Raw genomic sequence first — 22,652 nt, 5'->3', positions numbered from 1 at the left:
GTTTCCATAAGCCCCGCTTATACAAACAGGGGGGCATGCCCGCTGCAAGCGGCGGCAATACCTTTCTACACTGGCGCCCGCCGTGCGATCACCGCACGGCGACAAGACTCATAACGAGACAAGGCCCGGACATGGAAAAGAACACCACCCAACATCCCGGCACGCTGCTGCGTGCCATGCTCGACGCCCGCCGCGGCCTGCTGGTGCCCGGTGCCGGCAACGCGCTCGCCGCGCGGGTCATCGAAAGCCTGGGTTTCGAAGCCGTCTACCTCAGCGGCGCAGGCCTGACCAACAACTTCTACGGCATGCCCGACCTGGGTTTCGTGGGCCTGGAAGACATCGCCCGCCACACCGCCGCCATCCGCGATGCCATCGCCCTGCCGCTGATCGTCGATGCCGACACCGGTTTCGGCAATGCGCTGAACGTGCGCCACACGGTGCGAACGCTGGAACGCGCCGGTGCCAACGCCATCCAGCTCGAAGACCAGGTGATGCCGAAGAAGTGCGGTCATTTCTCCGGCAAGGCGGTCATCCCCAAGGCCGAGATGGTCGGCAAGATCAAGGCCGCGGTGGACGCCCGCCAGCACGGCGACTTTCTGATCATCGCGCGCACCGACGCCCGTGCCATCCACGGCCTGGACGACGCACTCGAGCGCGCCCATGCCTTCGCCGAAGCCGGTGCCGACGTCACCTTCGTCGAAGCGCCGACCGGCGTGGACGAACTCCGCCGCATCGCCGCCGAACTGCCGGTGCCGCAGATCGTCAACATCGTCATCGGCGGCAAGACGCCCGCACTGCCCGCAGCCGAGTTCGGCGCCATGGGTTTCGGCCTGGTGCTGTATGCCAACGCCGCACTGCAAGGCGCGGTACGGGGCATGACCAACGCGCTGCAGCAACTGCAGCGCGACGGCGAACTGCCGGAAGACCCCCAGCTGGTCGCCACTTTCGCCGAACGCCAGTCGCTGGTGCAGAAGCCGCTGTTCGATTCGCTCGACGAAAAATATGCCGGCAGCTGATCGGCCGGAGATCACCGGCATCGACTGCCATGCCCATGTGTTCGAGCGCGGCCTGCCGCTGGCGGCGCAGCGTCGCCATGCGCCCGACTACGACGCACTGCTGGCCGATTACCTGGGCCTGCTCGACAGCCGCGACATCTCGCACGGCGTGCTGGTGCAGCCGAGTTTTCTGGGAACCGACAACCATTACCTGCTGGACGCCATCTCCCGCCATCCGGGGCGGCTCCGGGGCGTGGCGGTGGTCGATCCTTCCATCACGTCCGAGGCGCTGGAACAACTGGCGGCACGAGGCGCGGTGGGCATCCGGCTGAATCTGGTCGGACTGGCGATTCCGGACTTTTCCGGCAAACAGTGGCGAACCCTGCTGGACCGGGTGCGCGGCCTGGGCTGGCACGTCGAAATCCACCGTGATGCGCGTGACTTTCCTGCATTGCTGGCGGCCTTGCTGCCCAGTGGCTGCCGGCTGGTAATCGATCACCTGGGCCGGCCCGACCCCTTGCTCGGCACCGCCGACGCCGGTTTTGCCGCAGTGCTGCACGCCGCCGACACCGGCCGGGTATGGGTCAAGTTGTCGGGTGCCTACCGGACCGCTCAATCGCCGCGGGCCGACACCGCAGCCCGCACACCCGCACTGGCCGAACAGGATGCGAACCAGGCCCGCCGGACGGTTGCGGCACTGCTCGCCGCCTTCGGCCCTGAAAGGCTGGTCTGGGGCAGCGACTGGCCGCATACCCAGCACCAGGATCTCATCGATTTCGCCGGCAGCCGTGCGCTGCTCGACGACTGGGTGCCGGACGCCGCCCAGCGCCGCCGCATCCTGGTGGAAACGCCGGCCGAACTGTTCGGGTTCCAGCGCACGGTCATCCGGCAGGACAAAGAACACAAAGAGACGACACCATGAAGACCATTTTTCGCCGCACGCTGCTGGCCGCCGCGATGGGCCTGGCCGGCATTGCGGCCATTGCCCAGACAGGCCAGACAAGCCCGCCGCCCACGTTTCCGCAGAAGCCGGTGCGCCTCGTCGTCACTTATCCGCCAGGTGGCACGGTGGACGCGGTGGCCCGCATCGTCGGCCCCAAACTTTCGCTGCGCTGGGGCCAGCCGGTCATCATCGACAACCGCGCCGGCGGCGGCGGCCTGATCGGCGGCGACATCGTGGTGAAGGCTCCGGCCGACGGCTACACCCTGCTGTTCGACGCCTCCAACCAGGCGCAGAACCCGGCCCTCAAGAAGAACATGCCCTTCGACACCCAGCGCGACCTGAAGCCGGTCTCGCTGCTGGTGAAGGTGCCCAACGTGCTGGTGGTCAATCCGCAGTTCGAGGCGCACACCGTCAAGGCACTGATCGCGCTGGCCAAGGCCAGGCCCGGCCAGATCAACTACGCATCGTCCGGCAACGGCTCGGCCCAGCACCTGGCCGGCGAGCTGTTCAACGTGATGACCAGGACGCAGATGACCCACGTCGCCTACCGTGGCGGCGGCCCTGCGATGGTCGACGTGATGGCCGGCCAGGTGCCGGTGTTCTTCGCCAGCGTGGCCTCGGCACTGCCGTACATCAAGTCCGGCAAGCTCAGCCCGGTGGCCATCGCCGGCCTGAAACGCAGCCCGGTGCTGCCGGACGTGCCGACCGTCGCCGAGTCCGGCGTGCCCGGATACGAAAGCTCCGAGTGGAACGCGGTGCTGGCTCCGGCCGCCACGCCGCAGGCCATCGTCGACCAGGTGTCGCGCGACATCGCCGCGGTGCTGGCCGACCGTGAAGTCAACGCCCGCCTGATCGCCCTGGGCGCCGAGGTCATCGGCTCCACCCCGGCCGAACTGGAGCGCTTCCGTCGCAACGAAATAGAGCGCTGGACCCATTTGGCCCGCCAGGCGCATATCGAGCTCGAATAACACTTCGGTCGCAGAATCCACGCCTTTCATCACTCGCCATCAAAAACTTCAGAACTTCAGAAAGAGACACCATGAAAAACATCCTTCGCCGCACCGCCGTTTCGGCCCTGGCCTGTGCAGCCGCAGCGGTCGCCCTGCCCGCCATGGCACAGTCCGCCGGCTGGCCCAACCATCCCATCCGTTTCATCGTGCCGTTCTCGGCCGGTGGCGCGAACGACCTGATGGCCCGCGCCGCAGCCGAAGGTGCGTCCAAACGCCTCGGCCAGCCCATCGTCATCGAGAACAAACCCGGCGGCTCGACCAGCCTCGGCGCCGCCTACGTGGCCCAGCAGAAGCCCGACGGCTACACCTTCCTGATCAGCGCGGCAGGTGTCATCTCCAACAGCATGATCAAGAAATCGCTGCCATACAAAGACAGCGAACTGACCCCGGTCGCCATGGTCGGCCTGGCGCCATCGGTGATCCTGGTGCCGGCCGATGCGCCCTACAACAACCTGAAGGAATTCATCGCCGCCAGCAAGCAGGGCCTCGGTTTCCACTGGGCCACCGCCGGCACCGGCAGCACGCCGCACTTCGTCTCGGGCGTCCTCGAGACCAAGTACGGCGCCAAGCTGGACATCGTTCCCTACAAGAGCGGTTCCGAGTCGATCACCGCGGTGCTGGGCAAACAGGTCGAAGCGACGTCGGAGGCCAGCATCGTCGCCCTGCCCTACATCAAGAGCGGCAAACTCAAGGGCCTGGCCGACACCTGGACCTCGCGAATCTCGGCCTATCCGCAGCTGAGCACCGCAGTCGAGCAGGGTTTCCCCGACATGCAGATCGCCCACTGGTGCGGTGTGCATGCACCGGCCGGCGTGCCTGCCGACATCCTCGACAAGATGGCCGCCGCCATCGACGCCGCCATGAAGGATCCGACCACCGCCGAACACCTGAAGACCATCGGCATCGAACCCATCGGCGGCACCCGTGCCTCATTCACCAAGTTCGTCGCCGACGAACGTGCCCGCCTGGGTGCGGTCGTCACCGCGACCGGCATGAAGGACGAGTGAGTTCGAACGGCGACACCGGCGGCAAGTCGGGCGGCGTGCTCGACACACGGCTGATGCGCTACCTGCTGGCCGTCGCCGACGCCGGCAGCCTCACCCATGCGGCCGAGGCGCTGGGTGTCGCCCAGCCGGCGCTGAGCCAGGCGCTCAAGCGGCTGGAGGAAGACCTGGGCGTTCGTCTGTTCGAACGCTCGCGCCGCGGTGCGGTGATGACCGACGCCGGCCGCGCCATCATCGACGACGTGCGCGCCAGCCTGGCACTGGCCGAATCGGCCACCCGCCGCGCACGCGACATCGCCGGAGGGCGCGCCGGCCGGCTGCATATCGGGTTTGTCACCCATGCCGTATACGACGCATTGCCATCCGCCCTGCGCCTGCTGAAGGCCGATTTTCCGGGCGTCGAGATCGTGCTGTCCGAGATGAGCAACGCCGACCAGCTCGACGCGCTCGAACAGGGAGACATCGACCTGGCACTCCTGCACACGCCCATGCCGCTGACCGGCCGGGTGCGAATGAAGCTGGTGCGGCGCGAGCGTTTCCTGGGCGTGGTTCCGGCGGGTCACCCGCTGGGTGCGGACGGCCGCATCGCGCTGGCAGACATCGCCGCCCTCGGCCTGGTGTGGTTTCCCGAAAAACAGCTGCCGGCGGCCCGCGCCGGCATCGTCCAGGCCCTGCAACGCGCCGGCCTGGAGCCACGTTTCGTACAGGAAGCCAACCGCTCGCTCACCGTGCTGTCCTGCGTGGCAGCCGGCCTGGGCGCATCGCTGTTGCCGCAATCGGCCGCCGTGCTGGCCCACCGCGGCGTGCAGTTCGTCGAACTGCGTGACGGCGACAGCCTGCCCCATTTCGAACTCGGCGTGCTGTGGCTGGCCGCCTCGCGCCCCACGCTGGCCGAACAACTCGCAGAACGCCTTTGACCGCACAATCGCCCCCACCGAATTTTTGAAAAACCGAGGTTCCCCGTGACTCCGTCCACTTCGACAGCGGCCAAGAAGCCCTTATACAAATCGCTCTACCTCCAGGTGATCACCGCGCTGATCATCGGCGTGCTCCTCGGGCACTTCTATCCGTCCGTCGGCGAGAGCATGAAACCGCTGGGTGACGGATTCATCAAGCTCATCAAGATGATCATCGCGCCGATCATCTTCTGCACCGTGGTCATCGGCATCGCCGGCATGGAAGACATGAAGAAGGTCGGCAAGACCGGCGGCCTGGCGTTGCTTTACTTCGAAGTCGTCAGCACCATCGCCCTGATCGTCGGCCTGGTGCTGGTCAATGTGCTGAAGCCGGGCGCCGGCATGAACATCGACCCGGCCACCATCGACACCAAGTCCATCGCTGCCTACACCGGCCCCGGCAAGATGGAAGGCACGGTCGACTTCCTGCTGCACGTCATTCCCAACACCGTCGTCGATGCCTTCGCCAAGGGCGAAGTGCTGCAGGTGCTGCTGGTGGCGGTGCTGTTCGGTTTCGCCCTGCACAAGTTCGGTGGCCGCGGCACGCTGATCTTCGACGTGATCGAGAAGGGCTCGCACGTGCTGTTCGGGATCGTGAACATGATCATGAAGCTGGCGCCCATCGGTGCCTTCGGTGCCATGTCCTTCACCATCGGCAAGTACGGCATCGCGTCCTTGTTCTCGCTAGGCAAGCTGATGGGGGTCTTCTATCTCACCTGCCTGCTGTTCGTTTTCGTGGTTTTGGGTGCCATTGCCCGTTTTCACGGGTTCAGCATCTGGAAGTTCGTCAAGTACATCAAGGAAGAACTGCTCATCGTGCTGGGCACCTCCTCTTCCGAATCGGTGCTGCCTCGGATGATGGAGAAGATGGAGAACCTCGGCGCCAAGAAGACCTGCGTGGGCCTGGTGATTCCTACCGGTTATTCGTTCAACCTCGATGGAACGTCGATCTACCTGACGATGGCAGCCGTGTTCATTGCGCAGGCAACCAACACGGACATGACTCTGATGCAGGAACTTACGCTGCTGGCCGTGCTGCTGCTGACCTCGAAGGGTGCCGCCGGTGTCACGGGCAGCGGATTCATCGTGCTGGCGGCCACGCTGTCGGCTGTCGGACATGTTCCGGTGGCCGGCCTGGCGTTGATTCTGGGCATAGACCGGTTCATGTCGGAAGCTCGGGCCTTGACCAATCTGGTCGGCAACGGCGTCGCCACCATCGTGGTTGCCAAGTGGACCAACGAATTGGACGAAAAACGGCTGCACGCCGGCCTCAACAACGAGACCTGGGTCGAAGCCCAGGAGCCCGAACTCGTGATGGATGCCAAGGCACCCCCGCGGCCGCCGGTCTGAGACATCGTTACTGTCGTGAAAAAGGCCGCTCAGCGGCCTTTTTCACGACATCTACTTGGGTGTGACGTCCGTCACGTCTCCCAGGCTTCTTTTCTGCCCGGGCGGTGCGGCAGCTGATGGCTCCTGCGACGCAGATGCGCCCCGCCGGAACCCGGCGGTCTGCCGCCATATCGCCAAGGGGTCGGCGCGCAGAACCCAGGGCGCCACGGGCCGGCCCGTCAACCGTGCCCAGGTGCGTTTGCCCAACCAGACCAGGAACAGGGCAAACACCCCACAGAGAACGGCAAGCGCCAGCACGGCGCCCACCGCCACCAGCAACAGCCGCAGCACCAGAAGCATGAATCGCTGAAGCAAGGAAACCTCACCCAATATCCGACTCCTCCGCCAGCGGCGCAGCATCACCGAACGAGAACACACCCGGCTCCAGGACCGGATCCACCGACACCGGAATCACGCTCTTCGGTGGGAAACGGCCCTGCAGCAGCAGCTTCGACAACGGATTCTCGATGCGCTGCTGGATGGCACGCTTCAAAGGCCGCGCGCCGAACACGGGATCGAATCCGACCTTGGCCAGCTCGGCCAGAGCAGCATCGCTGACCTCCAGTTGCAGGTCCATCTTGGCCAGCCGCGCCTGCAGCACCTTCAGCTGGATGGCCGCGATGGAAGCGATGTTGGCCGCGTCCAGACCGTGGAACACCACCGTCTCGTCGATGCGGTTCAGGAACTCGGGCCGGAAATGGTTCTTCAGTTCGTCCCACACCGCTTCCTTGATCTCGGACTGGTCGCTGCCGACCATGGCCTGGATGATCGGCGAGCCGATGTTGCTGGTCATCACGATGACCACGTTCTTGAAATCCACGGTGCGTCCCTGACCGTCAGTCAGTCGACCGTCGTCCAGCACCTGCAGCAGCACGTTGAAGACGTCCGGATGGGCCTTCTCGACCTCGTCCAGCAGCACCACGCTGTAGGGTTTGCGGCGCACTGCTTCGGTGAGGTAGCCGCCTTCGTCGTAACCCACATAACCGGGCGGCGCGCCGATCAGCCGGGCGACCGAATGTTTCTCCATGAACTCGCTCATGTCGATGCGGATCAGGTGGTCTTCGCTGTCGAACAGAAAACCGGCCAGCGCCTTGCACAGCTCGGTCTTGCCGACACCGGTGGGGCCCAGGAACAAAAAGCTGCCGGTGGGCCGGTTGGGGTCGGAAAGGCCTGAACGCGAGCGCCGGATGGCGTCGGAAACGGCACGCACGGCCTCGTCCTGCCCCACCACCCGCTGGTGCAGCTTGCCTTCCATCTGCAGCAGCTTTTCGCGTTCGCCCTGCAGCATCTTGCTGACCGGGATGCCGGTGGTGCGGGACACGACTTCGGCGATCTCTTCGGCGCCGACCTGGGTGCGCAGCAGTGTGGGTTTGGCCGACGCGCCCTTGGTCAGTTCGATCTGCTCGGCTTCCTTCAACTTCTTTTCGAGCGCCGGCAACTTGCCGTACTGCAGTTCGGCGACCTTGTTGAAGTCGCCCTTCTGGGTCGATTCGGCGATCTGGAAACGGATCTTCTCGATCTCTTCCATCACATGTTTGGAGCCCTGCGCCGCTGCCTTCTCGGCCTGCCAGATCTCGTCGTAATCGGCAATTTCCTTCTGCAGGCGGCCGATCTCTTCTTCGATGAGGGCAAACCGTTTCTGCGAAGACTCGTCCGTTTCCTTGCGGACGGCTTCACGCTCGATCTGCAGCTGGATCAGACGACGGTCCAGGCGGTCCATCACCTCGGGTTTGGAATCACGCTCGATGCTGACCCGCGCCGCGGCCTCGTCGATCAGGTCGATGGCCTTGTCGGGCAGAAAACGGTCGGTGATGTAGCGATGGCTGAGCTCGGCCGCAGCCACGATGGCCGGGTCGGTGATCTGCACGCCGTGGTGGGTGGCATAACGCTCCTTCAGGCCGCGCAGGATCGCGATGGTGGCTTCCACGCTGGGCTCGCCCACCAGGATCTTCTGAAAACGGCGCTCCAGCGCAGCGTCCTTCTCGATGTACTTGCGGTATTCATCGAGGGTCGTCGCGCCCACGCAGTGCAGTTCGCCACGGGCCAGCGCGGGCTTGAGCATGTTGCCGGCGTCCATTGCGCCTTCGGCCTTGCCGGCGCCGACCATGGTGTGCAGTTCGTCGATGAAGACGATGGTCTGCCCCTCGTCCTTCGCCAGTTCGTTCAGCACGGCCTTCAGGCGCTCCTCGAACTCGCCGCGGTATTTGGCGCCGGCCAGCAGCGCGGCCATGTCGAGTGACAGGACCCGTTTGCCCTTGAGCGATTCAGGCACTTCTCCGGCGACGATGCGCTGCGCCAGTCCTTCGACGATGGCGGTCTTGCCAACGCCCGGCTCGCCGATCAGCACCGGATTGTTCTTGCTGCGGCGCTGCAGCACCTGGATGGCGCGGCGGATTTCCTCGTCGCGGCCGATGACCGGATCGAGCTTGCCCATACGTGCACGTTCCGTCAGGTCGAGCGTGTATTTCTTGAGGGCTCCGCGCTGGCCTTCGGCATCTGCGCTGTCCATCTTCTGGCCGCCGCGCACCGCCTCGATAGCAGCTTCGAGCGACTTGCGGGTCAGGCCGGCCTTGCGGGCGGATTCGCCCAGGTCGGTCTTGGCGTCAGTCAGCGCCAGCAGGAACAGTTCACCCGAGATGAACTGGTCGTTGCGCTTGAGCGCCTCCTTTTCGGTGGCCTGCAGCAGGCTGGCCAGGTCACGGCCGACCGTGACGTCCTGCCCCTGCACCTGGGCCAGCTTCTTGATGGCGCCATCGGCCGCCTGGGACAAGGCGTTGACATTGACGCCTGCCCGCTCCAGCAGTGCCCGCGGGCCATCGTCCTGAGTGGTGAGAGCAGACAACAGGTGAGCCGGCTCGATATAACCGTTGTCGTTGGCCAGGGCCAGGCTTTGCGCGTCGGAAAGCGCTTCCTGAAATTTGGTGGTGAGTTTGTCGGTTCGCATGACTTTGAAATCTCCTGCGGTCCAACTGGCGTCCCGCAGGCCGATTTCAAGTGGTCAGCGCGATGTGACGAATGCCTCTCGCAGGCGCTCGCCGGCAAACGCCTGCGCATCGCGTGCCTTCTTCAGCACCGCGGCGCCACCGAAGAACTCGTGCGCCACGCCTTCGTATTCGCGGCGTTCGACCTCAACGCCGGCATCTTCGAGTGCATCGTTCAGCTTGGCTCCGTCGCTGCGCAGGGGGTCGAGGCGGGCGTTGATGATGGTGACCGGCGGCAGGCCGCGCAGGTCCGCCTCGATGAGTTGCAAGCGGGTGTCCTGAAGATCGTCCTCCGAACGCACCAAATGGTCGACGAACCACTTGACCATGGCGCGGTTCAGCGGCTTGGCGATGGCGTTCTCGATGTAAGACTCGGTATTCAGGCTGGTCTGGGCGACCGGGTAGACCGACAGCACATGGACCGGCAAGGGCAGCCCGGCGTCGCGTGCCGCGATGGCGGTCGCAACGGCCAGATTGCCGCCCGCGCTTTCGCCGGCCAGCGCCACACGCGATGGATCGCCATCGAAGGTGGCTGCGTTCTCCACCACGAACTGGTAGGCCGCCACGGCGTCCTCCCAGGCCGCAGGAAACTTGAATTCGGGGGCCTGCCGGTAATCGACGGACACCACCACCGCGTGCGCTTCCTTCGCCAGGCCGCGGGCGCCGGCGTCGTAGACGTTCTTGTCGGCGATCACCCAGCCGCCGCCGTGGAAATAGACGATCAGCGGAAACGGGCCCTGACCTTCCGGCGTGAAGATTCGTGCGGGCAGCTCACCGGTCGCACCGCGCACCGTGGCGTCGCGGTGGCGGACGCCAGGCACCAGCAGGGTCGGGTCGGTCGGCCGGCCCTGTTGTTCCAGCAAGGCCCTGACCGCATCGGCGGCGGTGGGTTGCCTGCGCGCCTCGGCCGCGTCCAGTTTCTCGATGGCCTTGGGGTGCAAGCCGTCGAAGGCCTTGGCCACCGCCAGTTGGTCGTCGTCTGCCCGCAATGCCGCGACCGCATTGGACAGGGCATTGACTACAGGGTTGGGTTCACCGTGACGGCTGTCCTTGTCGAAATCTTCTTCGCTCATGCATGACTCCATGATTGGTTGATTCAGCGCTGCAGCGTGATCAGGCCGGATGGAGTCCCTTGTCGGACAGTGTCCCTTCAGCAGGCGGGAATCAATAACGGCTGTCGCTCAGGTATCGGTCCGTAATCCCCGATAGAGAGCGTCATAGGCGCGTGCGCTGTCCTGCCAGCCGAAACCGGCCCGCATGCCGTTGTGCTGCAGCGCCGTCCATACCTGCCTGTCGGCGAATGCCGAGCTGAGCCGTTGCAGGCCCAGCATCAGCGCGGCGGGTGTCGCCTGGTCGATGACTACGCCGGTCGCGCTGTCTGCACCGGCGGCCAGGTCGGTCACCGAATCGGCCAATCCGCCGGTGGCGTGCACCAGCGGCACGGTTCCGTAGAGCTGGCTGTACATCTGATTCAGTCCACAGGGCTCGAAACGCGAAGGCATGAGGAAGGCATCGGCGCCGGCCTCGATGCGGTGGGCCTGGGTTTCCGAAAAACCGATGTTGATGCTGACCTGCGTGGGATGCGCCGCGGCGGCTTCGGTGAGCGCGCGTTGCAGGCGCTGGTCCCCCTGCCCCAACACCACCAGCTGTGCACCTTGTTCGAGAATCCAGGGCAGCGCGGCTACCACCAGGTCGATGCCCTTCTGTTCGGTCAGCCTGCCGACCAGCGAGAGCAGCAGGATGTCGGGCCGCTCTGTCAGGCCGAACTCGCGTTGCAGCGCGGCCTTGCAGGCCGCCTTGCCGCCAAGGCTGGCGGCGCTGTAGTTCTGTGGCAGCAATGGGTCGGTGGACGGATTCCAGATGTCGGTGTCGACGCCGTTCAGGATGCCCCGCAGGTGGCTGGCCCGCGCCTGCATCACGCCGTGCAGGCCCATGCCCAGCGACTCGGTGCAGATTTCGCGGGCATAGGTCGGGCTGACGGTAGTGATGGCATCGCAGAACGACAGGCCGGCCTTGAGCATGGAGATCTGGCCCCAGTATTCGACGCCCTGCACGCCGCGGTAAAGCGGCGGAATCTGCAGCATGTCGGCATCCCACATCGGGAACACGCCCTGGAAGGCCAGGTTGTGGATGGTCATCACGCTGGACGCGGCAGGCAGGTCGAAACCGGCGGCCAGCCGCGCCAGGTAGAGATAAAAGGGCGCCAGGCCCAGTGTCCAGTCGTGACAGTGCAGCACCTCGGGCTGCCAGGCCCGCCACGGCGACTGGGGGCCGGCCAGCCTGGCCGCCACCCAGGCCAGGAAACCGAAGCGCCGGGCGTTGTAGGGATGGTCGTTGCCGACGCTGTCGATATAAGGACCGCCGCCGTGGGAATAGAGCTCGGGGCATTCGAGCAGCAGCAGGGTGACACCGCCCGGCTGCACCGCAGTGCTGAGCCGGGCGGCCGGCCAACCGTCGGCGGCCGGCCATTGCATGACTTCGCGGCGATCCGGCAGCAGCGCAAAACTGTCGTAGGCCGGTATCAGCACATGGACGTCATGGCCCAGGGCGGCCAGTGCAGCCGGCAGGGCCCCGCTGACATCGCCCAGGCCGCCCGTCTTGACCCAGGGAGCGAATTCAGGAGTGGCGAACAGTATCTTCATCGGGGCGTAATGGACGGATGCAGGCGTGACAGCCGGAGCAACCATCATGCCCGCCGCCGCCATGCCGACACGCAGGACAAGTTCTCAATCTGCCCCGATCCAGGCCGCCGGCACCAGCACGGCCACCGGCAGCAGTGACAAGGCCGGCCCCACGTCGAGCGAGGGCGCACCGGAGCCCGACGGCATCAGGCGCGCCGGCGCACCGGTGAACCAGTCCACCCACGACACCGCGTCGTCGTCCGCCGGCAGCGGCAGCAAGGTGCCCTGCCACAGGGCCGCCATGCCCTGCGGATCCGGCGGAAGATGGTCGGTGGCTCCGCGCAGCAGGCGTGCCGCGACGGTGATCACGCCGTTCAGACCGTGGCCGCGCGCAAACGCCACCATCCTGGAACGAAGCGCGCCCTCGCCTTCCAGCGGCCGGTACCCGCCGGAACGGAACACCTCTGGGTGGGCCTGGCGCAGTTGCAGCAGCCGCCAGGTCACCAGCTGCTTGATTCGGCCGTCGGTCCAGTTTTGCCGCAGTTCCTGCCACTGGGCGACCGTCGGAAAACCGTTGGCGTACATCGCCTGCAGCCCGGTCAGGGAGTCGGCGAGCCGGGTGAAATCCACCGGCCGCCGGTTGTCCGGATCGACCAGGCTGAAGTTCCATTGTTCGCAGCCGTGGTAGATGTCGGGCACGCCCGGCGAGGTGAGCTTGAGCGCCACCAGCGACAGGCTGTTGATGCATCCGTAAGGTGCGATATGCGCCACGAAAGCCGCGATGTCGTCCAGCAGGCCCGGGCTGGATTCGCGGTCCAGCACGCCGTCGACGAAGGCGGCGAGCGCCTTTTCATAGGGCTCGCTCGGGTTGAGCCAGCTGGTGTGCTGCTTGGCCTCGCGAACCGCCTTGAGCATGTAGGCCTGCACTCGTTCGCGCAGGTCTTCGGTGCTGTCGTCGTTCAGCCCGTTGAGCGGCCATGCGCCGACCAGCGTCTGCCACAGCAGGTATTCGTCGTTGCGGCTCGGGGCCGGCGCGCCGTCGACCACCGCATGCAGCGAGTCGGCGAAATTGCTCCAGCGTTCGATGGCCTGGCCCCAGGCGTCGGGGATTTCGGACAGCACGTCGAGCCGGGTGCGCAGGTCTTCCGAACGTTTGCTGTCGTGGGTCGAGGTGCCCAGCAACCAGTGCGGCCTGTGTTCCGAATCGTCCGAGTTGACCGCGTGGAAATGGGCCGGCGAAGTGCCGAAACGGCGCGGGTCGCCACCCACGTCGTTCAGCGAAACGAGCCGGTTGTAGCGATAGAAAGCGGTGTCTTCCATCGCCTTGGCGGTGACCGGCGCGGTGAATTGCTGCCAGCGTGCGATGAAACGCATGACCGCTTCCCGGCGCGGGCCCTGCTCCATTTCGCAGGCCTGCAGCAGCACCTGGCGCAGGTGGTCGATCACGGTCAGCTCTTCGCCCTCGCTGCGCCGGCGGGCCGAGGTGGTCGCGCGGTCGATGACCGCCCGGTCGGCTGCGCTGGGCGCATCGTCCTGCGCCCGGATATAGGTGCGGTACACCGGATGACAGGCGGCCACCACCATCAGGGCGCGGCGGAGGCGGTTGCGGGTGAAGTCGCAGGTGCGCCGATCGCTGCGGGTGATGCGGTAGAGAGTCTCGGTCAGCCAGCCGAGTTCGCTCGACAGGCCGTTTTCGATGACATGGATCTTGGCGTCGAACAGGATGTCGCCGAAACGTTCGTGTTCGCCGCTGAAGTCGCGATAGAGGCTGTCGAACTGCGCCTCGTTGTCCCCCTGCACGAACAGCCCGTTGACCAGGCCCGAAAAACGGTAGCCGGTGCCGCCGTGCACCGGCCATTCGGCAGGCAGGTCTTCGTCGATGTCAAGGATCTTCTCGACCACCAGGTACAGCGCACGCCGTTGCCGGCCGGCCGTGTCGGCCTGTGCGGCATAACGGCCCTGCAACCGTTCGAAATATTCGCGTGGGTCTGACAGGCCGTCGGGATGGTCGATGCGCAACGCCGACACCCGGTCGCTGTGCAGCCAGCGCAGGATGCGGCGATGGGTGGCCTCGAACACTTCCGGTCGCTCCATGCGCATGCCGGCCAGGGTGTTCACATCGAAGAACCGGCGGTAGTTGATGTCGTCGCCCGCCACTCGCCAATACGCCAGCCGGTAGGCTTGTCGTCGCACCAGGGCGTCCAGCGCATCGAAGCTTTCGGGGTTCGCGGGGTTGCCGTTGATCACCTTCAGGCAGGCCTGCAACCAGGCTTCCAGCCAGGGCTGGCGCTGCGCCAGGCGGGCCAGCGAACGTTTGTGCAGCGGACGGTCACGCTCGCGGGCCTGGCGGCAGGCTTCGCTCAGGTCGTCGCGGGACGGCAGGTTGCCGAAGGCATGCAGCAGCGATTGCACCACCGCCTGCGCATCACGCTGATCTTCGCCCAGCGGCGCCGGCATGGGCAATGCGGCGAGCACCGACGGATAGTCGCGCGGGTCGATAGGGAAACGGTGTTCGTAATAGTGCAGCCAGAACTCGCCGGCTTCTGGTTCGAAGACCAGTTTCAGGTCGCCGGCTTCCAGCACCCGGCCGTAGTGGTCACCCAGCACCGGCAACAGCACACGGCCGGCCATCTCGGGGGCGGCGGGTTCCCATTCGATGTCGAAGAAACCCGCATGCACCGCGGCCGGGCCGTTTTCGAGCACGTCGAGCCACCAGCTGTTGTCGGCTTCCAGCACGCCCATGTGGTTGGGCACGATGTCCAGCATCTGGCGCATGCCGTGGTCGCGCAGGGTCTGGCACATGCGGTCGAAGGCCGCCTCGTCGCCCACCTCGGGGTTGAGTGCGTTGTGGTCGACGATGTCGTAGCCGTGGGTGCTGCCGCCACGCGCCTTGAGGTAGGGCGATGCATAGAGGTGGCTGATGCCCATGGCATGCAGGTAGGGCACTACAGCGGTGGCCTGGTCGAAAGTGAAACCGGCGTGGAACTGCACCCGATAGGTCGACAGCGGCACCCGCGCGGTGTCCAGCGCCGGCAGTTCCCCCTGCCTGGGCAGCTGGCGCGGCGCCGGGCCGGAGCGGCGATGGCGCAGTACGGCGGCAACCGACAGCAGGCGGGCGTCGGCTGCCAGGTCGTCGACCTCCACCGACAGCTTGCGGCGCCAGTTGGGGAACACGTCTTCGCCCGTGCCCGGCACGTTGACCTGCAGCAGTTGCTGGGTGACGTCTTCCAGTTGCACACCGACCAGCAGCGTGGGTGTGCGCGCCAGGAAGGCATAGACCGCGTCGGCGAAGGCGGGCGTGCTTTCGGGCAGCGAGGTGCTGTGCACCGTGACGCCGGGCGGCAGCAGGTTTTCGCGGTCAAGCGCCAGCAGCAGCTGCACCCGGTCCCCCGAGCGCGCCAGCACCTGCTGGGCATGCACCTCGGCGCTTGGATAGAGCTTGAGTTTCGCCTGCAGTTCGATGTCGTCGCCGCTCCAGAAACCGCGCAGCGTCGGCAGGTCGTGCGTGCTGACCACGGCCAGCGCTTCCTGCGGCCATTCCTGCGGCGGCCGGAAGGCGCCGTCGGCCGTGCGCTCGAAGAACAGGGGACGGTACGACAGCAGCGCCCTTTCATGCATGGCCTCGCGCATGCGCGGCGCCACGTTGCCCAGGTCTTCGCCGATGACCATGCAGCGGTGGCGATGGCTTTCGAGTGCCAGCACACCCAGCAGGTCGTCCAGCGGATAGGACACATACGAACCGCCGGCCGGCGAGATCCAGAACAGGCGCATCAGGCCCATCACATGGTCCAGCCGCAGCGCGCCGGCGTTGCGCATGTTGGCACGCAGAGTCTCGATGAAGGGCTGGTAGCGGCCTGCCATCAGGCGGGCCGGGTTGAGCGGCGGCAGGCCCCAGTTCTGGCCCAGCGCGTTGAGTGCGTCCGGCGGTGCACCGACATGCATGCCGAGTGCATAGGAAGCGGGTTCGGTCCAGGTTTCGGAGCCGCCTTCGTTCACGCCCACGGCCAGGTCGCGGTACAGGCCCAGGCCCATGCCGATGGACAGCGCTCGCTGCTGGGCGTCCTGCAGCTGCAGTTCGCACAGCCATTGCAGCCAGGCGTAGAAACCGACCCTTTCCTCGTTCTCGCGGGCGAACTGCGCAACCGCTTCGGCCTGTGGTGCGCGATAGGCCTCGGGCCAGGCAGGCCAGCCCCAGGTGGTCGGGTCGAGCGCGTAGAAATGTGCCTGCAAGGCCTCGAACAGCGCATGGCTGCGCAGCCCTTCGCCACGTGCGGACAGGAAGGCGTGGAAAGCCTCGCCGCGCGCGGTGATCGGGGTCAGGTGCTGCTCACGGAAATGGGTCCACAGCAGTTCCAGCACGCTGACCTTGGTCGCTGCCACCTGGGCGTAATCGACCATTTCGGTGGCCCGCAACTGCTGCAGACGACGCTGGAAGTCCTCTGCATCCACCATGCGGCGGGCGGCGTCGCATTCGCGGTATTCGGCCACCGCCTCGACATCCAGGTACACCGGGTTGAGCATGTTGCGGCTCGACGGGCTGTACGGGCTGGCGACCTCGGGCCGATGCGGGAACAAAGCATGCAGCGGGTTGAGGCCCACGAACGACGCACCCTGCTGCGCCATCGCCTCGACCAGCACGCGCAGGTCGCTGAAATCGCCGATGCCCCAGTTACGCACCGAACGCAGGGCATAGAGCTGCACGCACGGCCCCCACCAGCGCTCGCCGGTCTGCAGCGGCGGCGGGATCCAGCAGCGGACCGGGGTGACGATGACCGCGCAATAACCGCCGTCCTCGGTCGGACCGTCCAGCCGGTGATAGCCCAGCGGCAGCCCGGGCGGCAGCACCGCGTACGGTTTGCCGTTGCCGCCGGTATGGCTGATGAGTTCCTGTACCGCGCCGCCTTCCAGCGTCAGGCGCCAGGTGCTGCCGTCCTGCGTGCCGCGTGAAAGCACCACGCCGTGTTCGGGTGCGCCCTCGCGCAGCACGATGACCGAGGGCAGCGACTGGTGTTCACCGGATTCCTGGTGCGAAGACAGCGAACTGTGCACCTGTTCGTCGTCGGCCGCCGGAATGCCCATGGCATGCAGGGCGCTGCGCAGGGTTTCGTCCGGCACGTCGCGGGTGGCGCCGAAGAAGTCGTGATAACTGGCGGCCAGGCCGACCTGGCCGGCCAGCGCATGCAGCGCCTGCCGGTCGTCGGTGATGCCGGTGGCGGTGTGGGAGCCGGCGTCGGCGGGGTGGTTGTCGGACACGTCGGGATCCCTTTTTCGATGTTGTGTTCTGGCGGGGTCGTCAGCCGACTTCGCGGCCGAATATCCAGCGCGCCGACCATGGCTCCCACGACGTTTCCGTCATGTTGCCGGTGGCAAAAATAAGTTGCGGCTCGACCAGCGGCTTCCACGGCATGGCGTCTGCCGCCGGAGCGTCGAGCGACCGGTCGGCCAGCCGCACCTGAAGCTCAATGGTCTCGGCGTCTTCATAACGCCAGCGCAATACGAAGGTGCGTTCGTCGAGCATGTGAGCCACATGGGCACCCTGGATCAACCGGTCGAGCCGGGGCACGAACCACTGGCGGCGTACCGCCAGCGCCTGCTGGACGAAGCTGCGCCAGGCACGCGAATCTTCGGCGGCGGCATGTTGCCAGTCGAGCCGGCTGGCCGCGAAGGTAGCCTCGTCGCAGGGCGGCGGCGGAGCGTCGGTGCTGCCGTCGGCGCGTTTGGCAAAGTGGCCGAAATCGCGCAGCCGCCCTTCGCACACCGCCTGCCGGAGGTCTCCCTCCCAGTCGGCGAAATACAGGAACGGCGAACGGGCGCCGTATTCCTCACCCGCGAACAGCATGGGCACGGCCGGCGACAGCAAGGTCAGCGCGGTGGCCAGGGGCAGCGACTCGGCCGGCACGAGTTCGTTGAATCGTTCGCCGAACGCGCGGTTGCCGCTCTGGTCGTGGTTGTTGAGAAAGTTGACCATGGCACCCAGCGGTTGCGCCGGCGCCTCTTTCAATTTCAGCCGTGCGCCCTCGGCACTGCGGCGGGCGCCTTCCCACAGAAAACCGTGGGTCAGCGAGCGGGCCAGCAATGCGACCGGCTGGTTGCCGAAGTCCTGGTAATAACCGGCGGTATCACCCGACAGCGCGACATACATGACATGGTGGAAGTCGTCATTCCACTGCGCGTCGTAACGGCCGTCGCCGGGCAGGCGCTGGTAGCCATTGTTCTCGTTTTCCAGCACCAGATGCACATGGCGGTCGGTAATGGCCTGGTGCACCTTCAATGCAAGTTCGTCGACGACGTCGAGTGCGCTGTCATCGACGATGGCGTGGATCGCATCCAGCCGCAGGCCGTCGAAACGGTATTCCTGCAGCCAGTAGAGCGCGTTCTGCACGAAGAAGTCCCGCACCGTGTCGCTGCCTGCCCGATCGAAATTGAGCGAGTTGCCCCACGGGTTGGTGTGCACCTTCGAAAAGAACTGCGGCGCGTAAAGCCCCAGGTAGTTGCCGTCCGGGCCGAAGTGGTTGTAGACCACGTCCAGGAACACCATCAGCCCTTTGCGGTGTGCTGCCTGGATCAGGTGCTTGAGTTCGTCCGGCGAGCCATATGGTGCATGGGGCGCATAGGGCAGCACACCGTCATAACCCCAGCCGAAGCGGCCCGGAAAGTCCGACAGGGGCATCAGCTCGATGGCGGTGATGCCGGTTTCGACCAGCTCGTCGAGCCGGGCTTCGGCCGCCGCATAGGTGCCTTCGCTGGTGAAGGTGCCGATGTGCATTTCATAAAGCACCACCTCGGCCCAAGGCCGTCCTTTCCAGTCGGTGTCCCAGGCGAAAAGCTCGGGATCGACCACCTGGCTGGGGCCGTGCGGGCCGTCGGGATTGAAGCGCGACGCCGGATCGGGCACGGTGGTTTCGCCGTTGATCTTCCACTGGTAGAGGGTGCCCGCGCCGGCATCGGCCAGCCGGGTCTCATACCAGCCTTTTTTCTGCTTTTCAGCCGGGTGGACGGACTGGGTGCCCTGCCGGTGCACCACCAGTTCGACCTGCCTGGCCTCGGGTGCCCAGAGGCGAAAACTCACGCCACCTTCGGCGATCAGGGAAGAGCCGAAGGCGATGGGCCAGACATGGCTGGCTTGGACTTTCTGTTGCATCGGTGATCTGCGTTTTTTGAATGACTACCGGGTAGCAGGCTCGCCCGGTTACCGAAGCAGCGGAATCAGGGGCAGCAGGACTGCGTGAGCACCACCATGGAATGCGCCGGCAACACATGCTGTTCGCCCGCATGCCAGGGCGATATGTCGGCCACGGACTCGTCTTCGTCGACGCCCGAAACCGGCTGGCCGTCGAGCGTGGCGGTGTCGATGCGCGCCGTCCAGCCGCCGGGTGCCGAGGCACTTTCGGGCACCGTGAACGTGGCTTCCTCATGCGATGCGTTGATCAACATGAGCACCGAATCGCCGGTGACCTCGCCGCCGTCCTGCGCAACCTCGCCGGTCAGGCCGCCATCAAGCAATGCGGCGACCATGCGCACGTCCGGTGCGTCCCATTCTTCCTGCGTCATCTCGTGGCCCCAGACATTGAACCAGCAGATGTCGCGACGGCCGGTCTCGTCTGCCTGGCCGCTGAAGAACCGGGAACGGCGAAGCACCGGTTGCGACTTGCGGAAAGCGGTGAGGCGACGAACGAAAGCGGCCAGCGGATCGTTGCGCCGGTCTTCGTTCCAGTCGAACCAGCTAATCTCGCTGTCCTGGCAATACCCGTTGTTGTTGCCGCCCTGGGTGCGAGACATCTCGTCGCCGCCCAGCAGCAAGGGCACGCCCTGTGACATGAAGAGGGTGGTCAGCAGATTGCGTTTCTGGCGGTCACGCAGCGCGATGATCTCGGCGTCATCGGTGTCGCCTTCCGCACCACAGTTCCAGCTGCGGTTGTGGCTTTCGCCGTCGCGGTTGTCCTCGTGGTTGGCGTCGTTGTGTTTTTCGTTGTAGCTGACCAAGTCGTGCAGCGTGAAGCCGTCATGCACCGTCACCACGTTCACACTGGCACCCGGGCCGCGACGCGACCAGCCGAAGACATCGGCCGAGCCGCAGATGCGGGCGGCGAATTCGGGCAAGGCACCGTCTTCGCCTCGCCAGAAGTCGCGGATGGCATCGCGGTATTTGCCGTTCCACTCCGCCCAGGGCGCAGGGAACCCCCCCACTTGATAACCGGTCGGGCCGATGTCCCACGGCTCGGCGATGAGTTTGACGCGGGCCAGCACAGGATCTTGCTGGATCACCGAGAAGAAGGCGGAGCGCTGGTCGAAGTCGTTGGCACCCCGAGCCAGCGTGGAGGCCAGGTCGAACCGGAAGCCGTCGACATGCATCTCTTCGACCCAGTAACGAAGGCTGTCCATCAGCAGACGCAGCACGACGGGGCTGCTGCTGTCGAGCGTGTTCCCGGTGCCGGTGTAATCGACGCAGAAACGACGGTCCTCCGGACTCAGGCGGTAGTAACCGGCGTGGTCGATGCCCTTGAAAGACAGTGTCGGGCCGAGGTGGTTGCCTTCGGCCGTATGGTTGTAGACGACGTCGAGAATGACCTCGATGCCTTGCGCATGCAGGGCCTTGACCATGCCCTTGAACTCGTCGATGGTGGCCTGCGGACTATTGCCTTCCATGCCGTATCGCGGTTCGGGCGCAAGGAAGCCGATGGTGTTGTAGCCCCAATAGTTGTGCAGGTCTTCCTGCACCAGTCGCTCGTCGTCGACGAAGGCGTGCACCGGAAGCAATTCAACCGATGTGATGCCCAGCCGCTTGAGGTGGGCCACCGCAGCGTCCGATGCCATGCCGGCATAGCGGCCGCGCACGTGTTCGCCGATCTCCGGGTGCTGCTGGGTGAAGCCCTTGACATGCACCTCGTAGAAGATGGTTTCGTGCCACGGCACGTTGGGGTGCCTGTCGTCGCCCCAGTCGAAGGTGTTGTCGATCACAACCGACTTGGGCATGTCGGTGCCATTGTCGGTTTCATCGATGGTCAGGTCCTGGTCTTCCGCATCCAGCACATATGCATATTGGCCAGGGTTGCCGACGACCGGCCGGTCGAGCGCCTGGGCATAGGGGTCGATCAGCAGCTTGCAAGGGTTGAAACGCTGACCCTCTTCAGGGTTGTAGTCACCGTATACGCGGTAGCCGTAGCGGGTGCCGGGCTTGCAGTCGCGAAGATACACATGCCAGGTGTCGCCGGTGCGGTCGGCCATGTCGACACGGGCCACTTCGGTGGCGCCATCGGCGGCATAGAGACAAAGCTCGATGCGTTCGGCCGGCACCGAATGCAGGGCGAAGTTGGTGCCCTGCCCGTCCCAGTGAGCGCCGAGGCGGACGGCGCTGCCGCGTTCGGCACGTGAAAAAAGCAGCTCGGAAGAAACCGGCATCGATGGATCAGCGCTCATGGGTGGGCCTCGGCCACGGTCTTGGCCTGTGCGACTTCGGAATTGGGAACGGGATCGGCGGTCAGGCGCGAAGAAGACAGTTGCTGCACCGACGAGAAGTAGCCAGCCGGCACCACCACGATGCCGCTGTCGGTCACGTGGAAACGTTTGCGGTCGCTTTCCAGGTCGTGACCGATGCGTTCACCCGGTGGAATATGGTTGTCCTGGTCGACGATGGCGCGCCGGATCTGCGCACCCTTCCCGATGACCGAACGCTCCATGACGATGCAATGTTCCAGCCTGGCATCACGGTGCACGGTGACTGCGCGGCGCAGCATCGCATGGTCGAGGATCGCACCGTCGACGATGCAACCGGAACCCACGACGGAGCGGTTGATGGCGCCGTTTTCGATCTGTGCCGATTCGGACGGATCGGGGCTGGCATAGATCGGCCATTGCCGGTTGGTCATGCGGAATTTGGGTGCCGCGCCGAGGGTGTCGAAATGGGCATCGAAGTACGCGTCTATGGTGCCGACATCGCGCCAGTAACCATGTTCCTCGAACGGTGCGGTGCCCGGGATTTCGTTGGTGGCGAAGTCGTAGGCCACCAGTTTGTGGCTCTCGACCATCTTCGGCAGGATATGTTTGCCGAAATCGCTTTCGCCGGTGGCATGCGCCTTTTTCAATGCCGCCAGCAGTACATCTGCCTTGAAGATGTAGTTGCCCATCGAGGCCAGCGCAAACTTGTCGCTGCCAGGCATGGGTTTGACCGACTTGGGCTTTTCCTTGAAATCGGTGATGCGATGGTTTTCGTCGATCTCGACCACACCGAACTGGTCGCAATGCTCCAGCGCGACCGGCAGGGTCGCCACACTCACGTCGGCGTTGGTGGCCTTGTGGAACTCGATCATCTGGCGCACATCCATGCGATAGATGTGATCGGCGCCGAACACGCAGACGTATTCGGGCTGGAAATTCTCGATCAGGTGGATGTTCTGGTAGACCGAGTCGGCCGTGCCCTGAAACCATTCCGGACCGTTGCGCATCTGCGGCGGCACCACCGTCACGAAATGGTCGGGGCCGAAACGCGGCAGCGTCCAGGCGGTGCGCACATGTTCGATGAGCGACTGGCTCTTGTACTGCACCAGCAGGTAGATCGAGAAGATCTCCGAGTTGATGAGATTCGAAAGCACGAAGTCGACGACACGGTGCTTGCCGTTGAAGGGCACTGCAGGTTTGCAGCGGTCTGCGGTCAGGGGGTGAAGGCGCGAGCCTTCTCCACCGGCCATCACGAAAGCGAGAACATTCTTGTTGCTGGGCATGGCCGTCTCCGAATGCAGCAGGGTGAGTTGGGAAG

13 protein-coding genes and 1 pseudogene are annotated in these 22,652 nt (G+C 65.3%); 6 read left to right on the top strand and 8 right to left on the bottom strand.

Translation table 11 applies throughout. The features are described from left to right. Positions 1-131: 131 nt before the first annotated feature. The 6 genes from AC3ANW_RS05685 (at position 132) to AC3ANW_RS05660 (ending at position 6,258) form a co-directional block, all read left to right on the top strand. On the top strand, positions 132-1,016 hold the full coding sequence (locus tag AC3ANW_RS05685; RefSeq protein WP_488344230.1) for an isocitrate lyase/PEP mutase family protein: 885 nt from the start codon (positions 132-134) through the stop codon (positions 1,014-1,016). Continuing rightward, positions 1,003-1,917, top strand: coding sequence for an amidohydrolase family protein (locus AC3ANW_RS05680; protein WP_488344229.1), 915 nt, complete (start codon positions 1,003-1,005; stop codon positions 1,915-1,917). The genes AC3ANW_RS05685 and AC3ANW_RS05680 overlap by 14 nt, the downstream gene beginning before the upstream one ends. Then, positions 1,914-2,906 (top strand): tripartite tricarboxylate transporter substrate binding protein, encoded by a 993-nt coding sequence (locus AC3ANW_RS05675; RefSeq protein WP_488344228.1) that lies wholly within the window; start codon positions 1,914-1,916, stop codon positions 2,904-2,906. The genes AC3ANW_RS05680 and AC3ANW_RS05675 overlap by 4 nt, the downstream gene beginning before the upstream one ends. A 71-nt stretch (positions 2,907-2,977) precedes the next feature. After that, a complete protein-coding gene (locus tag AC3ANW_RS05670; RefSeq protein WP_488344227.1) occupies positions 2,978-3,955 on the top strand; it encodes a tripartite tricarboxylate transporter substrate binding protein in 978 nt (325 codons plus the stop codon). A 53-nt stretch (positions 3,956-4,008) separates the two neighbouring features. Then, positions 4,009-4,869: a LysR family transcriptional regulator gene (locus tag AC3ANW_RS05665; protein ID WP_488345359.1), complete on the top strand. Its 861-nt coding sequence runs from the start codon at positions 4,009-4,011 to the stop codon at positions 4,867-4,869. Between the two features lie 45 nt (positions 4,870-4,914). Then, positions 4,915-6,258, top strand: a complete 1,344-nt coding sequence (locus AC3ANW_RS05660; protein WP_488344226.1) for a dicarboxylate/amino acid:cation symporter — start codon at positions 4,915-4,917, stop codon at positions 6,256-6,258. A 51-nt stretch (positions 6,259-6,309) separates the two neighbouring features. Here the strand turns inward: AC3ANW_RS05660 and AC3ANW_RS05655 are convergent, their stop codons facing one another. The 8 genes and pseudogenes from AC3ANW_RS05655 to glgC all read right to left on the bottom strand — a co-directional run bounded on the left by AC3ANW_RS05655 (position 6,310) and on the right by glgC (position 22,617). Continuing rightward, on the bottom strand, positions 6,310-6,612 hold the full coding sequence (locus tag AC3ANW_RS05655) for a hypothetical protein (RefSeq protein WP_488344225.1): 303 nt from the start codon (positions 6,610-6,612) through the stop codon (positions 6,310-6,312). A 7-nt stretch (positions 6,613-6,619) separates the two neighbouring features. Beyond that, entirely contained in the window at positions 6,620-9,241 is a 2,622-nt protein-coding gene (gene clpB, locus AC3ANW_RS05650) for an ATP-dependent chaperone ClpB (RefSeq protein WP_488344224.1), read from the bottom strand. A gap of 54 nt (positions 9,242-9,295) precedes the next feature. Continuing rightward, a complete protein-coding gene (locus AC3ANW_RS05645; RefSeq protein WP_488344223.1) occupies positions 9,296-10,351 on the bottom strand; it encodes an alpha/beta hydrolase in 1,056 nt (351 codons plus the stop codon). Between the two features lie 180 nt (positions 10,352-10,531). Then, positions 10,532-11,920, bottom strand: a pseudogene (gene glgA, locus AC3ANW_RS05640) (glycogen synthase GlgA); the annotation flags it as partial. A gap of 84 nt (positions 11,921-12,004) precedes the next feature. Then, entirely contained in the window at positions 12,005-17,152 is a 5,148-nt protein-coding gene (locus tag AC3ANW_RS05635) for a malto-oligosyltrehalose synthase (protein ID WP_488344222.1), read from the bottom strand. Positions 17,153-17,192: 40 nt separating this feature from the next. Beyond that, positions 17,193-19,040, bottom strand: coding sequence for a malto-oligosyltrehalose trehalohydrolase (treZ, locus tag AC3ANW_RS05630; RefSeq protein WP_488344221.1), 1,848 nt, complete (start codon positions 19,038-19,040; stop codon positions 17,193-17,195). Between the two features lie 65 nt (positions 19,041-19,105). Continuing rightward, complete coding sequence (gene glgX, locus AC3ANW_RS05625; protein WP_488344220.1) at positions 19,106-21,316, bottom strand: glycogen debranching protein GlgX; 2,211 nt, start codon at positions 21,314-21,316, stop codon at positions 19,106-19,108. Then, complete coding sequence (glgC, locus tag AC3ANW_RS05620; RefSeq protein WP_488344219.1) at positions 21,313-22,617, bottom strand: glucose-1-phosphate adenylyltransferase; 1,305 nt, start codon at positions 22,615-22,617, stop codon at positions 21,313-21,315. The genes glgX and glgC overlap by 4 nt, the downstream gene beginning before the upstream one ends. Positions 22,618-22,652 lie beyond the last annotated feature (35 nt).

Source organism: Xylophilus sp. PBN-3R, from assembly GCF_057747805.1.
This window is presented reverse-complemented; position numbering and strand designations above follow the sequence as displayed.

Excerpts from the sequence above, each read along its gene's own strand:
- AC3ANW_RS05685 (WP_488344230.1), top strand. The coding sequence starts at position 132 with ATGGAAAAGAACACCACCCAACATCCCGGCACGCTGCTGCGTGCCATG.
- AC3ANW_RS05680 (WP_488344229.1), top strand. The coding sequence starts at position 1,003 with ATGCCGGCAGCTGATCGGCCGGAGATCACCGGCATCGACTGCCATGCC.
- AC3ANW_RS05675 (WP_488344228.1), top strand. The coding sequence starts at position 1,914 with ATGAAGACCATTTTTCGCCGCACGCTGCTGGCCGCCGCGATGGGCCTG.
- AC3ANW_RS05670 (WP_488344227.1), top strand. The coding sequence starts at position 2,978 with ATGAAAAACATCCTTCGCCGCACCGCCGTTTCGGCCCTGGCCTGTGCA.
- AC3ANW_RS05665 (WP_488345359.1), top strand. The coding sequence starts at position 4,009 with ATGCGCTACCTGCTGGCCGTCGCCGACGCCGGCAGCCTCACCCATGCG.
- clpB (WP_488344224.1), bottom strand. The coding sequence starts at position 9,241 with ATGCGAACCGACAAACTCACCACCAAATTTCAGGAAGCGCTTTCCGAC.
- AC3ANW_RS05645 (WP_488344223.1), bottom strand. The coding sequence starts at position 10,351 with ATGAGCGAAGAAGATTTCGACAAGGACAGCCGTCACGGTGAACCCAAC.
- treZ (WP_488344221.1), bottom strand. The coding sequence starts at position 19,040 with ATGCAACAGAAAGTCCAAGCCAGCCATGTCTGGCCCATCGCCTTCGGC.
- glgX (WP_488344220.1), bottom strand. The coding sequence starts at position 21,316 with ATGAGCGCTGATCCATCGATGCCGGTTTCTTCCGAGCTGCTTTTTTCA.
- glgC (WP_488344219.1), bottom strand. The coding sequence starts at position 22,617 with ATGCCCAGCAACAAGAATGTTCTCGCTTTCGTGATGGCCGGTGGAGAA.